Origin of the sequence: Luteibacter rhizovicinus DSM 16549 (assembly GCF_001887595.1) — a bacterium.
Taxonomy (GTDB): domain Bacteria; phylum Pseudomonadota; class Gammaproteobacteria; order Xanthomonadales; family Rhodanobacteraceae; genus Luteibacter; species Luteibacter rhizovicinus.
In genome coordinates, this window is the sequence record NZ_CP017480.1 from 2,643,347 (window position 1) to 2,657,002 (window position 13,656).

General features: G+C 65.9%; 12 protein-coding genes and 1 tRNA gene. 10 read left to right on the forward strand and 3 right to left on the reverse strand.

Annotated features, from left to right (window positions below):
• Positions 1 to 99: 99 nt before the first annotated feature.
• From BJI69_RS11935 to BJI69_RS11950, 4 genes are read left to right on the forward strand one after another with little or no spacing between them, the layout of a single operon-like run.
• Positions 100 to 1,035 carry an ABC transporter ATP-binding protein gene (locus BJI69_RS11935; RefSeq protein ID WP_071924943.1) on the forward strand — a complete coding sequence of 312 codons (936 nt, stop codon included), beginning with the start codon at positions 100 to 102 and terminating at the stop codon, positions 1,033 to 1,035.
• Positions 1,032 to 1,766, forward strand: a complete 735-nt coding sequence (locus tag BJI69_RS11940; protein ID WP_046981871.1) for an ABC transporter permease subunit — start codon at positions 1,032 to 1,034, stop codon at positions 1,764 to 1,766. Before BJI69_RS11935 ends, BJI69_RS11940 begins: the two co-directional genes overlap by 4 nt.
• Positions 1,763 to 3,625 carry a GldG family protein gene (locus BJI69_RS11945; protein ID WP_078023162.1) on the forward strand — a complete coding sequence of 621 codons (1,863 nt, stop codon included), beginning with the start codon at positions 1,763 to 1,765 and terminating at the stop codon, positions 3,623 to 3,625. Before BJI69_RS11940 ends, BJI69_RS11945 begins: the two co-directional genes overlap by 4 nt.
• Positions 3,626 to 3,629: 4 nt before the next feature.
• A complete protein-coding gene (locus tag BJI69_RS11950; protein ID WP_046980098.1) occupies positions 3,630 to 4,481 on the forward strand; it encodes a cytochrome c oxidase assembly protein in 852 nt (283 codons plus the stop codon).
• Here the strand turns inward: BJI69_RS11950 and ppk2 are convergent.
• The 3 genes from ppk2 to hemA all read right to left on the reverse strand — a co-directional run bounded on the left by ppk2 (position 4,475) and on the right by hemA (position 7,775).
• Complete coding sequence (ppk2, locus tag BJI69_RS11955; RefSeq protein ID WP_046980099.1) at positions 4,475 to 5,251, reverse strand: polyphosphate kinase 2; 777 nt, start codon at positions 5,249 to 5,251, stop codon at positions 4,475 to 4,477. The genes BJI69_RS11950 and ppk2 overlap by 7 nt on opposite strands.
• 138 nt (positions 5,252 to 5,389) lie before the next feature.
• On the reverse strand, positions 5,390 to 6,472 hold the full coding sequence (gene prfA, locus BJI69_RS11960) for a peptide chain release factor 1 (RefSeq protein ID WP_046980100.1): 1,083 nt from the start codon (positions 6,470 to 6,472) through the stop codon (positions 5,390 to 5,392).
• Positions 6,473 to 6,503: 31 nt separating this feature from the next.
• Positions 6,504 to 7,775, reverse strand: coding sequence for a glutamyl-tRNA reductase (gene hemA, locus BJI69_RS11965; RefSeq protein ID WP_046980101.1), 1,272 nt, complete (start codon positions 7,773 to 7,775; stop codon positions 6,504 to 6,506).
• Between the two features lie 254 nt (positions 7,776 to 8,029).
• Here hemA and BJI69_RS11970 point away from each other — a divergent pair, with 254 nt between their 5' ends.
• The 6 genes from BJI69_RS11970 (at position 8,030) to BJI69_RS11995 (ending at position 13,642) form a co-directional block, all read left to right on the forward strand.
• On the forward strand, positions 8,030 to 9,622 hold the full coding sequence (locus BJI69_RS11970) for a tetratricopeptide repeat protein (protein ID WP_244890685.1): 1,593 nt from the start codon (positions 8,030 to 8,032) through the stop codon (positions 9,620 to 9,622).
• A gap of 107 nt (positions 9,623 to 9,729) precedes the next feature.
• The gene (gene lolB / locus BJI69_RS11975) at positions 9,730 to 10,347 is read left to right on the forward strand and encodes a lipoprotein insertase outer membrane protein LolB (protein WP_046980102.1); all 618 of its coding nucleotides are present in this window, start codon (positions 9,730 to 9,732) and stop codon (positions 10,345 to 10,347) included.
• A 42-nt stretch (positions 10,348 to 10,389) separates the two neighbouring features.
• Positions 10,390 to 11,778 carry a 4-(cytidine 5'-diphospho)-2-C-methyl-D-erythritol kinase gene (gene ispE, locus BJI69_RS11980; protein WP_046980103.1) on the forward strand — a complete coding sequence of 463 codons (1,389 nt, stop codon included), beginning with the start codon at positions 10,390 to 10,392 and terminating at the stop codon, positions 11,776 to 11,778.
• 39 nt (positions 11,779 to 11,817) lie between these two features.
• A tRNA-Gln gene (locus tag BJI69_RS11985) sits at positions 11,818 to 11,894 on the forward strand.
• Positions 11,895 to 11,965: 71 nt separating this feature from the next.
• Complete coding sequence (locus BJI69_RS11990) at positions 11,966 to 12,904, forward strand: ribose-phosphate diphosphokinase (protein ID WP_071924944.1); 939 nt, start codon at positions 11,966 to 11,968, stop codon at positions 12,902 to 12,904.
• 84 nt (positions 12,905 to 12,988) lie between these two features.
• Entirely contained in the window at positions 12,989 to 13,642 is a 654-nt protein-coding gene (locus BJI69_RS11995; protein ID WP_071924945.1) for a 50S ribosomal protein L25/general stress protein Ctc, read from the forward strand.
• Positions 13,643 to 13,656 lie beyond the last annotated feature (14 nt).

Here is a 13,656-nt window from a genome sequence, read left to right on the forward strand (position 1 = left end):
GGCATCGCCCTCGGGGCCCCGAGGGTGGCACCCGCCGGCTCTTGCGACGCACCTCACCGCACCGCCTTTTTCCGAAGCCCCTCGCTACACTGCGAAGTAATGATCGAGACCGACCGACTCACTCGTTGTTATGGGCCGCTGACCGCGGTGGATGCCCTGACCCTGCGCGCCGAGCCGGGGCAGGTGCTTGGGTTGTTGGGGCCCAATGGCGCGGGCAAGTCGACGGCCATGCGCATGATCGCCGGCTTTCTTGCCCCCACCTCGGGCACGGCCCGGGTCTGCGGCCACGACGTGCGCAAGGAGCCGCTCGCCGCCAAGCGCGCCCTGGGTTACCTGCCGGAAGGGGCACCCAGCTACGGCGAGATGACGATCCGGGAGTTCCTCGTCTTCATGGTGCGCGTGCGGGGCCTGGACCGGGACATCGCTTTCCGCCGATTCGACGAAGTCGTGATGCGGCTCGAACTGGAAGACGTGCTCGAGCAGACCATCGGCACGCTATCGAAAGGACTGCGCCGGCGCGTGGGCCTGGCGCAGGCGATCCTTCACGATCCTCCCGTGCTGATGCTCGACGAGCCCACGGACGGCCTCGATCCGAACCAGAAGCACTCGGTGCGCATGCTGATCGACGCTATGGCGCGCGAACGCACGATCCTGATTTCGACGCACCTGCTCGAGGAAGTGCACGCGCTCTGCAACCGTGTGGCGATCATCGCCAACGGACGCCTGCTTGCCGATGCGACGCCCGCGGAGCTCGAGGCGCGCTCGCGTTATCACGGCGCGGTGTCGTTCAGTGCGCCGGGTAGTGGTGTGTCGCGCGAGATGCTGGCGCGTATTCCCCATGTTGCGTCGGTGGAAGTGGATCCGCTCGACGGGCGCGTCACCGTGTTTCCGCGAAACAGCCAGCCCATTCTCGACGAGGTACAGGCCCTCTTGCGCACGCAGAACCTCGAGGTCTCGGAGATCCAGCTCGAGCAGGGACGCCTGGACGAGGTGTTTCGCCAGATCACCACGCAGCCGCGCGGAGCCCAGGCATGAGCGGCGTGACGGCGATCCTGCGTCGCGAGTTGTGGAGCTATTTCGTCACCCCCGTGGCCTATGTCTTCATGGTGATCTTCCTGGTCATGGCCGGCGTGCTGACGTTCTACTCGGGCGACTTCTACGACCGTGGCCTGGCCGACCTCCAGCCGTTCTTCGACATGCATCCCTGGCTCTACCTGGTGCTGGTCCCCGCCGTGACCATGTCCATGTGGGCCGAGGAGCGCGCCTCCGGCACGCTGGAATTGCTGTTTTCCCTGCCGGTATCGATCTCGCAGGCCGTGCTCGGCAAGTTCCTCGCCGCCTGGGCCTTCATCGGCATCTGTCTGTGCCTGACCTTCCCGATCTGGATCACCGTGAATTATCTCGGCGATCCGGACAACGGCGTGATCCTTGCCGGCTACGTCGGCAGCTGGTTGATGGCCGGCGCGTTCATCGCCATCGGCACATGCATGTCCACGGCGACGCGTAGCCAGATCATCGCGTTCATCCTCACGGCCGCCGTGTGTTTCCTCCTGCTGCTCTCGGGCCAGCCCCAGGTGCTGGACTTCTTCCAGGATGCGGTGCCGCCGAGGATCATCGGCGCGCTGGGTCAGCTGAGTATCGCCCGGCACGCCAACGCGATCGCGCGCGGCGTGCTCGATCTTCGCGACCTGGTGTACTTCTTCGCCACCATCGTGGCCTGGCTGGCTGCCAGTGTCGTGGTCCTCGACCTGAAGAGGACGCGATGAGCATCTCGCGTCACCTGCACCTGTCCCGTACCTTCCTGCTGCGGCTCTCGTTGCTCGGCATCGCCGTCCTGTTCCTGGTGGTGATCGCGATCAGCTCGTTGTCGCTGCGCACGGCGCGCGTCGATCTCACGTCGGATCGCATCTATACCCTCACACCCGGCACCCTGGATATCGTCGATGGCCTGCGCAAGCCACTCACGCTGACCCTCTACTTCTCCGATCACGCCACGCGCGACCTCGCACAGCTGCGTAGTTACGAGCAGCGCGTACACGAGATGCTGCGAGAGATCGCCGTAAGGGCCCATGGCCGGATCCGCCTTCGCGTGATCGATCCCGTGCCCTATTCGGATGACGAGGACGCCGCCGAAAGTTACGGGCTCACGCCTGCCAGTGGTGGCAGCAACGGTGAGCGCGTGTTCTTCGGCCTGGTCGGCAGTGCGGGTCCCGGTGACACGGCACCGCAGGCCATTCCCTTCTTCGATCCGGCACGCGAGGCCTTCGTCGAGTACGACATCGCCAAGCTGCTGTACGAGCTGGGCATGCCGAAGAAGCCACGACTCGGTGTGATGAGTTCCTTGCCACTGGAGGGGAACCTGGTGATCGGCGAGGCGCCGTGGACGCTGATGCGGCAGCTGGACCAGCTGGCCGACGTCACCACGATCGACCCGGACAGCGTGACCCATATCGACCCGGCGATCAGCGTACTGCTCCTCATTCATCCGAAGCACCTGTCGGAGGATGCGCAGTACGCGATCGATCAGTTCGTCCTGCGTGGGGGCCATCTGGTCGTCTTTGTCGATCCCGATGCGGAGATGGACACGGCACCACTGATCGATTCGCAGGGCACGGTCGACGATCACGATTCGAACCTGCCGCGGCTGTTTCAGGCATGGGGCGTGGTGTTCGACCCGACCCGTGTCGTGCTCGACCGCTCGCAGGCACTGACCATCGAGCTCAACGGCAACAGCATTGGCCACCCGGCCATGCTCGGTCTGGGTGCACAGGACCTCAATCATGACGACGTGGTCACGGCCAGCCTGCAGCGAATCAATTTTTCGACGGCGGGCTTCTTCGAACTCGCGCCGGATACGAAAGCCCGCCTGATTCCGTTGGTGCAGACGTCGGACGAGGCCGCCATCGTGCCGGCGCAGCGCGTGCGCGATTCGGCCAGCGATCCGACCAGCCTGCTCGAGAACTACGAGCCGACCCACGACCGTTATCTGCTGGCTGCGCGCCTGCGTGACACCTTCCATACGGCGTTCCCGGAGCGTCGCGAGAAGGGTCACCTCGCCGTTGCCAGTGGTCCGGGCGAAGTGGTGCTGGTCGCCGACACGGACCTGCTGTCGGATCGCCTGTGGATCGACGTGCAGCCCCTGCTTGGCCAGCAACAACTCACGCCGTTCGCCAACAACGGCGACTTCGTCGCCAACCTCGTCGATAACCTGGGTGGCTCGTCGGCCCTGCTGTCGATCCGTGGGCGGGTGAACTCGCAGCGGCCCTTCACGCGGGTCAAGGCATTGCAGGCGGCGGCCGATCGCAAGTTCCTGGTCAAGAAGCGCGAGCTCGAGAACGAGCTCTACGAAACCCAGCGGCGACTCGCCGAACTGCAGCCGGCGAAGGGCGCGGCGGCGCCGACGACCGCGACGGCAGAGCAGCGCCGGGAAGTGGAGCAGTACCTGCAGCGCAAGCTGGCCATCGGCAAGGAACTGCGGGAGGTACAGCACCAGCTCAATGCCGAGATCGATGCCCTGGGCCTGCGTCTGAAGTTCATCAACATCGTGCTGGTGCCGGGCCTGGTGGCCCTGCTCGGCCTGATCTACGGCTGGCGGCGCACGCGTCGCGCCCGTCGCGTCGTCTGAGCGGATGGGTGCCGGCGTCATGAAGTGGATCGTGCCCTGGGAGTTCTCCTGGGTGTTCCTCATCGTCTTTCTCGCCACGGCGGCGGCGTACGTCGCGGGGACCCGGCGCCTGCGCGTCACGCCGTTGCGCCAGGCCGCGTTCTGGGCTGGCATGGCGATCGTGTATGTCGCGCTGCATACGTATTTCGATTACTACGCCGAGCATGAGTTCTTCATGCATCGCATCCAGCAGGTGTTGCTGCATCACCTCGCGCCATTGCTGCTGATTGCGGCGTACCCGGGCACGGTGTTGCGCGCGGGCCTGCCACTGGGGCTGCGCGTTCACCTGCGACGCGCAGGACAGTCGCTTGCGTGGCGCATCGCCGCCGGATGCCTGTTCAACCCCGCCTTCGTTACCCTGTTCTTCGTCGCGCTGATCCTGGTCTGGCTCATTCCCGACATGCAGACCATGGCGATGCTGGACTGGCGGATCTATCGCGCGATGAACTGGTCGATGGTGCTCTCGGGCCTCGCGTACTGGTGGATCGTGCTGGACCACCGGCCGAAACCGCCGGGAAGGATGTCGCCGGGTATCCGTGTGCTGTCTCCGGCGATCACCATGACGCCGCAGATCGTGGCCGGCGCGATCGTGACGTTCTCGAAGACCGACCTGTACCCCATCTTCGAGATATGCGGCCGCGCTTTCACTCTCAACGTGCTCACCGGCCAGCTCATCGGTGGGGTCATCATGTGGGTGCCGGCGGCGATGATCGAATCGGCCGGTGGCCTGCTGGCCTTGCGCCAGTGGCTGAGGCTGTCGCGCAGTGGGCGCCTGCCACGCAGGGCGCCCGTGCGACGTGCCGCCGTGCGTCAGTAGACCTTCGGCACCTTCTCCGCCTTGGCGGTGACCTTGTCCTTCTTCGGCTTGCCCTTCAGCGGGGGCAGGTCGAACTCCTTGTCCGGTGTGAGCTTGTCGGGTACCTGGTCGAGCAGGTGGCGGATAAGGTTCAGACGACCTTCTTTCTGGTCGTTGAAGTCGGCGACGAACCACGGCGCATCGGCGGTATGCGTGTGCTGGATCATCGCGTCACGCAAGTCACCCATCTCGGCGTACTTTTCGCGGGCCTTGAGGTCGACGGGCGAGAGTTTCCATCGTTTGAGGGGATCGGCCGCGCGTTCGGCGAAGCGCTTTTCCTGCGGCTCCTGGTCGACCGACAACCAATACTTGACCAGGATGATGCCGTCGTCGGTCAACAGTTTCTCGAAGGACGGACACGCCTTCATGAAGGCGTCGTACTGTTCGTCGGTGCAGAAGCCCATCGCAGGCTCGACCACGGCCCGGTTGTACCAGCTGCGATCGAACAACACGAGCTCGCCAGCCGCCGGCAGCTGCGTGACGTAGCGCTGGAAGTACCACTGGCCTTCCTCGGTGTGCGACGGCTTGCCCAGGGCGACCACGCGCGCGGCGCGGGTGTCGAGCTTGTCGGTGATGGCCTTGATGGTGCCGCCCTTGCCGGCGGCATCGCGTCCTTCGAGGATCACCAGCATGCGTTTACCGGTGGCGCGGAGCCAGCGCGTGAGGCCGACCAGTTCGATCTGCAATGCCTCGAGATCGTGTTCGTAGGCTTTCTTCTTTTTCTTGCCCATCGGTTAGCGTCCGTTTTACGGGGAGGTGACCGGCATTGTGGGGCAGGAGATGTCAGTTTGGTGCGAGCACGCATCGCCGATGAATCGGCTCCTACAAGATCTTGCATCCCTGTGGGAGGCGCTTCAGCGGCGATGCTCTCAGCCGCCGCCGATCAGGTTCTGTAGCTCGTCGGCCTGGTGTTCGCGGGTCAGCGTATCGATCAGCTCGTCCAGGTCGCCCTGCATCGTCTCGAGGAGGCGGTAGAGGGTGAGGTTGATGCGGTGATCGGTGATGCGGCCCTGCGGATAGCTGTACGTGCGGATACGCTGGCTGCGGTCGCCCGAGCCCACCTGCAGGCGACGGGATTCGGCCTGGGCGGCGCTCTGCTTGCTGCGCTCCGCATCGAGCAGGCGTGCCTTGAGCAGGCTCATCGCGCGGGCGCGATTCTTGTGCTGGCTGCGCTCGTCCTGGCACTCCACGACGGTGCCCGTGGGCAAGTGGGTGATGCGAATCGCCGAGTCCGTCTTGTTCACGTGCTGGCCGCCGGCGCCGGAGGCACGGAAGGTGTCGACCTTGAGGTCGCCGTCGCGGATCTCGATGTCCCCGACCTCGTCCTGCTCGGGCAGGATCGCGACCGTTGCCGCCGAGGTGTGGATGCGCCCCTGCGATTCGGTTTCCGGTACGCGCTGCACGCGGTGCGTGCCCGATTCGAACTTCAGCTTGGAGTAGGCGCCACGGCCTTCGACGCGGGCGACCACTTCCTTGTACCCACCGTGCTCGCCTTCGTTGGCATGCAGGATCTCGACGTTCCAGCGCTGCCGCTCGGCGTAGCGGGCGTACATGCGGAAAAGGTCGCCGGCGAAGATCGCCGCCTCGTCACCGCCCGTTCCCGCGCGGACTTCGAGGAAGAGATTGCCCTCGTCGCGTGGATCCGTAGGTAGCAGCAGCACCTGCAGGTCGGCATCCAGATCGCGTAGGCGGCTTTCGATCCGGGCGATGTCGTCGGCGGCCATCTCGCGCATCTCGGCGTCGTCGAGCATGGCCTTGGACTCGGCCAGTTCGCGCTCGGCCGTGTCGTGTTCCTTCAAAGACAGCGTCACCGGTTCCAGCTGCGCGTATTCGCGCGAGAGGTCGCGGAAACGCTGGCCGTCGGCGAGAACGTCCGGCTGGGCGAGCAGCAGGCCGATTTCTTCGTGCCGTTCGGCCAGGGCTTCGAGTTTGCGGCGGATCGAGGGGGTCATTCGGGGCACGAGGTGTGGCAGGAGCCGCACATCATGCGGAAACGTCGTCGTCCGGGTCCAGTCCGTAAAGCCGGCCGGCCGCGTGGAGGAGGTCGAGATCACCCGATAGCGCGGCATCCCGCAAGCGTGCACTGGGTGCGTGAAGCAGCTTGTTGGTCAGCGTATTGGCGAGGAAGGCGAGCGCTTCGTCAGCCGATCTTCCCTTGGCCACCATGGCCTGGGCCTTGGCCAGCACCTCGTCGCGTTGCGCCTCGGCGGCCACGCGCATGTCTACGGCGGGGTTGCGCAGGCTCAGCGCCCGGCGCCACGCCATGTAGCGATCCACCTGGAGATCGATGATGGCATCGGCTTCGCGGGCGGCCAGCTCGCGTGAGCGGCGGTTCTCGTCGATCACCTGCTTGAGGTCGTCGATACCATAGAGGTACACGTCGTCGAGATGGGCCACCTCGGGCTCGATATCGCGCGGCACGGCGATGTCCACCATGAACATCGGGCGGCGGCGACGGGCGGCGATGGCGTCGGCCACCATCTGTTTCGTGACCACGGGCAGGCGCGAGGCCGTGGAGGTGATCACGATGTCCGCTTCGGCGAGGTGCCGGGGCAGGTCGGCCAGCGCGATGGCATAGCCGCCGTGGCGGACGGCCAGCTCCTGCGCGTTTTCGAGGGTGCGATTGGCCACGATCAGGCGGCGCACTTTCTTGTCGGTCAGGTGCCGGGCCGCCAGTTCGATCGTCTCGCCGGCACCGATCAGCAGGACGCAGGCCTGGCGCAGGTCGGTAAAGACCTGCTCGGCCAGCCGCACCGCGGTATAGGCCACGGACACCGTATGCGCGCCGATGCGGGTGTCGGTGCGGACCCGCTTGGCCACGGCGAACGTATGCTGGAGCAGGCGTTCCATCGGCGCGCGCAGGCTCTGCGCCGAACGGGCCTGCTGGTAGGCGTCCTTCACCTGGCCGAGGATCTGCGGCTCGCCCAGCACCATGGAATCCAGGCCCGTGGCGACGCGGAACATGTGGCGCACGGCGTCCTGCTCATCGTGCCGGTAAAGGAACTCGTCCAGCCGTTGTGGGGTCAATCGGTGCTGACGCGACAACCACTGGCCCGGTATGGCCTCGAAACCTTCCGTGACGCTGCAGTAGAGCTCGGTGCGATTGCAGGTGGAGAGGATCATGGCCTCTTCGACACCCGGCTGACGGACAAGGTCGTCCAGCGCCTGCGGCGCCACCGCGGCATCGAATGCCACCTGTTCGCGCAGGCTGACCGGCGCGGTGAGGTGATTGAGCCCGAGGGCGATGAGTGGCATGACGGGCGTGAGTCGGCTTCGGTGGCGTCGGCTAAGCTAAGGGCGCATTGTGCGCTAACAAGGCGTGTGGCTCTTGCAGCGCCCTATCGATTATGACGGAGACTAGTGTGCTGAGCGGTCGGTCCAAGTTCAAGCAACTGCGGCATTTTGTGGTCCTGGCCAGTCTGATGGCCGCCGCGACCGGGTGCGCCGTAGCACCTCACGAGGCACCCAAGGCGACCCGAACCGGCGTCCAGCCCCTCGACCGGCTCCAGGTGGCTATCTTGCCGCCCGAGCGCGATGTCCAGGCCCAGCTCATGGCAGGTGACTTTGCGTTGGCCGGCAACGATCTCAAGGCTGCCGCCACGGCTTATGGCCAGGCGGCCCAGCTCAGCGACGACCCCCGCGTGGCCGGGCGGGCGACCGAGCTCGCCCTGGCCGTGCATGACCAGGCGGCCACTACCCGGGCCATCGACCGCTGGGCGGTGCTTCATGGCAAGCCGCTCGAGTTGGCCGAAGCCAGGGCGCGGGCGGCGCTGGATCGCGGCGACACGGTGGAAGCCGAGCGCCAGCTCGATGCCATGATCGCCACCGGCGACCCGGACGCCTGGCGTGAGATCGGCCGCACCCTGATGAGCGCGCGCGATGCGGCCCAGGCCGGTGTGCTGCTGGAGAAGATCGCCACGCCGCAGCGTCTGCCCAACGATTCCAGCGCGTGGCTGGCCATGAGTGAGCTTGGCGAGAACCTGGGGCGCCACGACTACGCCAAAACCGTCGGCGACGGCGCCATGGCGCGCTTTCACGATGGCACGACCTACGCCTGGGCGGCCCAGCAGAAGTTTCGCGCCGGCGACAAGGCCGCGGCGAAGGCGTTGTTCGCCAAAGCCGTCGCGAAGGATCCGAAGAACACCCGCCTGCGCCTGGCCTACGCCAGCGTGCTGGCGCAGGATGGCGACGAGAAGAGCGCCGCGAAGCTGCTCGCGACCGGCCCCCAGGACAACGACACCTATACGATGCGGATGACGCTTGCCGCCCGCGCCAACGACAAGGCGGCGGTGGGGCGGCTCTACGACGAAATCCGTCACCGCTCCGACGAGGTCCAGTCCGATAACGCCTTCACCCTGGGTCAGCTGGCCGAGCTGCTCGGCAAGCAGGAAGACGCACTCGACTGGTACGCCGCGGTCGGCGATGACGATCCACACATCTACGACGCCTCGGTCCGCAGCGCGGTCGTGCTGCACATGCAGGGCAAGGACGACGACGCGCACGAGATCGTCGCCGAACTGCAGACCACCTATGCCGATCGCCCCGAGCAGTTGCTCAAGGCTTTCGCGCTCGACGGTGAGCTGTACATGGATGCCCACCAATTCGACGCCGCCGCTGCGTCGTATGACAAGGCGCTACGCGTCAAGCCCGACGACACCGACATGCTCTACGGGCGCGGTCTTGCCTATGCGGAAGCCGGAAAGATCGATCTTTCGGTCGCCGATTTCCGCCGGGTGCTCGAGATCAAGCCGGGCGATATCGAGGCGAGCAATGCGCTCGGCTACACGCTGGCCGATAACGACCGCGACCTCGGCGAGGCGCAAAACCTGATCGAGGCGGCCCGCAGTGCCCGCCCGGACGACCCGTCCGTGGCCGATTCCTGGGGTTGGCTGAAATTCCGCCAGGGCCAGCTCGATCAGGCCGAAAGCACCCTGCGTAACGCCTGGCTCAAGCGCAAGGATGCCGACATCGGCGTCCATCTCGCCGAAGTGCTCTGGGATCGCGGCGAGCATGACGAAGCCCGCAAGGTTCTCAACGAGGTGCGTCGCATCGATCCGAAGAACGCTTCCCTGGAGCGGACCGAGCGGAAGCTGAGGCCTTGATGCGCCCAGGCAGTGTCTCGTCTTTCGCAGTTGTAGGAGCCGATTCATCGGCCATGGGTGCTCGCGAGCAGGCCAGCTATGGGCGCCATGTCAGGTGGCGATCGCCGATGAATCGGCTCCTACAAAAAGCCGCCATCGGCCTTGCTGTCCTCGCGCTTGCCGGCTGCGCCACGACCCGGGCCCCGGTGCGCCTGCAGGGCGACGCCGCGACCCTCGGTCTGCAGGAACAGCGCGAACGCGGCCTCGCCGATACCGACCACTGGACCCTCGAAGGCAAGCTGTCGGTCAGTGATGGCAAGGACAACAACTCCGGCTCGTTGACCTGGCGGCAGGACGGCGACCGTTACGAATTCACTGTGCGCGGGCCGATCACCGGCCGTACGTTCCGGCTGACCGGTGGTCCGAACGGTGCCGAACTGGAAGGCCTGGACGGCGGCCCGCGTCACGGCGCCGATGCGGAGTCGCTGATGGCGAGCACGGTGGGCTGGCAGATTCCCCTCGCGGAGCTCAAGCGCTGGGCGCTTGGCCTGCGTGCCGACACCGGGCCCGCGGACATCGCGTTCGGTGCCGACCGGCTACCGTCGCGCCTGGTTCAGGATGGCTGGACCGTCGACTACAAGCAGTGGGATGTCACACGGCAACCCGCGATGCCGACACGGGTTTTCGCCGAGAAAGCGCCTTACAAAGTCAGGCTTTCCGTCGAGAACTGGTCATTCGGGCGATAGCTCGCCGCTATACTCCGCTCCTCTGTGGCACCCCGGTCCCCGATGAACTTCCAGATCTCCCGCGCCCACGCGGATGACGCCGAGCGCCTCTGCGCCATCGAGCGGGCGGCCGTCGAACTGTTCCGCGGACACGAGGCGTGGCGTGCCTATTCATCGATGGCCCTGCCAAGCGATATCGTCCGTGGGCTGATTGTCCGCGGGCTGGTGTGGGTCGCCTCGGTCGACGATGACATCGTGGGCTTCGTCTGCCTCGATACGGACGGCGTGCCCGGTGCGATCGGGGTGGCCGAAATCGACGTTCTCCCAGCGTTCGGTGGCAAGGGCATCGGCGCCGCGCTGCTCGAGCATGCCTGCCAGTGGGCGCGCGAAGCAGGGTATCGCCGGGTCGACCTCGGCACCCTGATCGACGTGCCCTGGAACGCCCCGTTCTACGCAAAGCATGGCTTCAGCGTGGTCGATAAGCATGCGCCGGCCTTCGCCCGGGCCCTCGAGCGGGATCGTGAAAACGGCTTCCCCGACCACCTGCGCGTCTTCATGAGCCGTTCCCTGGCACCGCTGGAGGACGGCGACTGGACCGTGTGGCCCGCGCCGGCCAAGCTCAACCTGTTCCTTCGCATCGTCGGGCGTCGCGACGATGGTTACCACGAGCTGCAGACCGTTTTTCGCCTGCTCGACTGGGGCGACGAAGTACGCCTGCGGATTCGTGGCGACGGTGTCGTTGCCCGGCCCAACCCAATCAGCGGGGTGCCCGAGGATGCCGACCTGACCATCCGGGCGGCGCGTCTCCTTGCGGCTGAGACACGGACCGAACTGGGTGCGGACATCGCGGTCGCCAAGCGCATTCCCATGGGGGGTGGCCTGGGCGGCGGCAGCTCCGATGCCGCGTCCGTCCTGGTCGGCCTGAACCTGCTGTGGCGCACTGGCCTGGACGAAGACGCGCTGGCCGCCCTCGGCCTCCGGCTCGGTGCCGATGTGCCGGTCTTCGTCCGTGGGCGGTCCGCCTGGGCCGAGGGCGTGGGGGAGCAACTGACCCCGATGCGCCTGCCCCGGCGCTGGTACGTGGTCGTGGACCCGCGTGAAAACGTGCCTACGGCGGCGCTTTTCAAAGCCACCGAATTGACACGAAATGCCCCGCGGGCGACAATTTCATCCTTTGTTTCCGGGGATTCTGCGGAGAACGCCTTCGAGCCTGTGGTTCGCGCGCGTCACCCGCAGGTAGCGGCTGCACTGGACTGGCTAGGTGGCTTCGGCCAGGCGCGCCTGTCCGGTAGCGGTGGCTGTATTTTTCTGGAAACGAGAACCCACGAGGCGGCCCTTGCGGTCGCCTCGCGCTGTCCCAGGGGCTTCAGGGCCCATGTGGCAGCGGGTATCGACCCCTCGCCGCTGCATGTCGCGCGGCAACGGTTCGAAGCTTCGGGGATCGTGTCGTAAAGGACGGGAAGGGCCGCGGGCTGCGGCAAAATGTACTGTTGGGGCGTCGCCAAGCTGGTTAAGGCACGGGATTTTGATTCCCGCATACGCAGGTTCGAATCCTGCCGCCCCAGCCACCGTTCGCGGTGGCAGAGCCGATCCATCCCTCTCTCACGCCAGGAGTTCCTACGTGGATACGTCCACCCCGATGCTGTTCAGTGGCAATGCGCACCGCCTGCTTGCCGACGATGTCGCCGCCCGCCTCGGTATTCCGCTCGGTAAGGCTCTCATCGGCCGGTTCAGCGATGGCGAGGCCCAGATCGAGATCGAGGAAAATGTTCGCAAGCAGGAGGTCTTCGTCATTCAGCCGACGGGCGCCCCTAGCGCAGAGAACCTGTTCGACCTGCTGGTGCTGATCGACGCGCTCAAGCGCGCATCGGCCGGCAGTGTGACCGCGGTGATGCCGTATTTCGGCTATGCCCGCCAGGATCGTCGCCCGCGCTCGGCGCGTGTGCCGATCACGGCGAAGCTGGCCGCCAAGATGATCGCGACGGCCGGTGCCGACCGCGTCCTGACGATCGATCTGCACGCCGATCAGATCCAGGGCTTTTTCGACATCCCGGTCGACAACGTGTACGCCTCGCCGGTGCTCCTGGCCGACATCTGGCGTCACCACAGCATGGATGACCTGATCGTGGTCAGCCCCGACGTCGGTGGCGTGGTGCGCGCCCGCGCGCTGGCCAAGCGCCTCGACGACGCGGACCTGGCGATCATCGACAAGCGCCGCCCGAAGGCGAACGTGGCCACGGTCATGAACATCATCGGCGACGTGGAAGGCAAGACCTGCGTGCTGGTGGACGACATCGTCGACACCGCTGGCACGCTCTGCGCCGCCGCCGCGGCGCTGAAGGAAAAGGGCGCCCGCAAGGTCGTCGCGTATTGCGTCCATCCGGTGCTTTCGGGTGCCGCAATCCAGAACATCGAAGGCTCCCAGCTCGACCAGCTGGTAGTCACCAATACGCTGCCGTTGCGCGACAACGCCCGCGACTGTGCGAAAATCCGCCAGTTGTCGGTTGCGGAACTGCTCGCGGAGACGATCCGCCGCATCGCCTTTGGCGAGTCGGTGAGCTCGCTCTACATCGACTGACGTATCGCTTTTCGGGCTCCCCTGGTCGCGGAGGAGCCCTTTACCAGTCGCCGGAAGGCGGCTTTCAACACTGAGGCAACACCAATGGCAACGAATCATCAGCTCACGGCTACCAGCCGCAAGATCGAGGGGAAGGGTGCGAGCCGCCGCCTGCGTCTTGCCGGTTACGTGCCGGGTATCGTCTACGGCGCGGGCGACGCGCCGCAGGCCATCCAGGTCCTGCACAACGACGTCCTGCTCGGCTCGCGTTTCGAGTCGTTCTACTCCTCGGTCATCGACCTCACCGTCGACGGCAAGAAGCAGAAGGTCCTGATCAAGGACTGGCAGAAGCACCCGTTCAAGCAGCTCATGCTGCACATGGACTTCCTGCGCGTTAACGAGAACGAAGTCCTGAAGGTCGCCGTTCCGGTGCACTTCCTGAACCAGGAAAAGTCGCCCGCCGGCAAGACCGCCGGTCTGGTCATTTCGCACAACCTGACGGAAGTCACCGTCTCGTGCCTGCCGAAGGACCTCCCGGAGTTCATCGAACTCGACCTCGCCAAGCTGTCCGCCGGCGACATCGTCCACCTGTCCGACCTCAAGCTGCCGGCCGGTGTGGAAATCCCGGAGCTCGGCCTTGGTAAGGAACACGACGTCGCCGTCGTGACCGTCGCCTCGGTCCAGGAAGAAGTCGATCCGGAACCGGCTGCGGGCGCTGAAGCGCCGGCCGCCGACGACAAGTCGGCCGACAAGAAGTAATCAAGCTGTTGTAG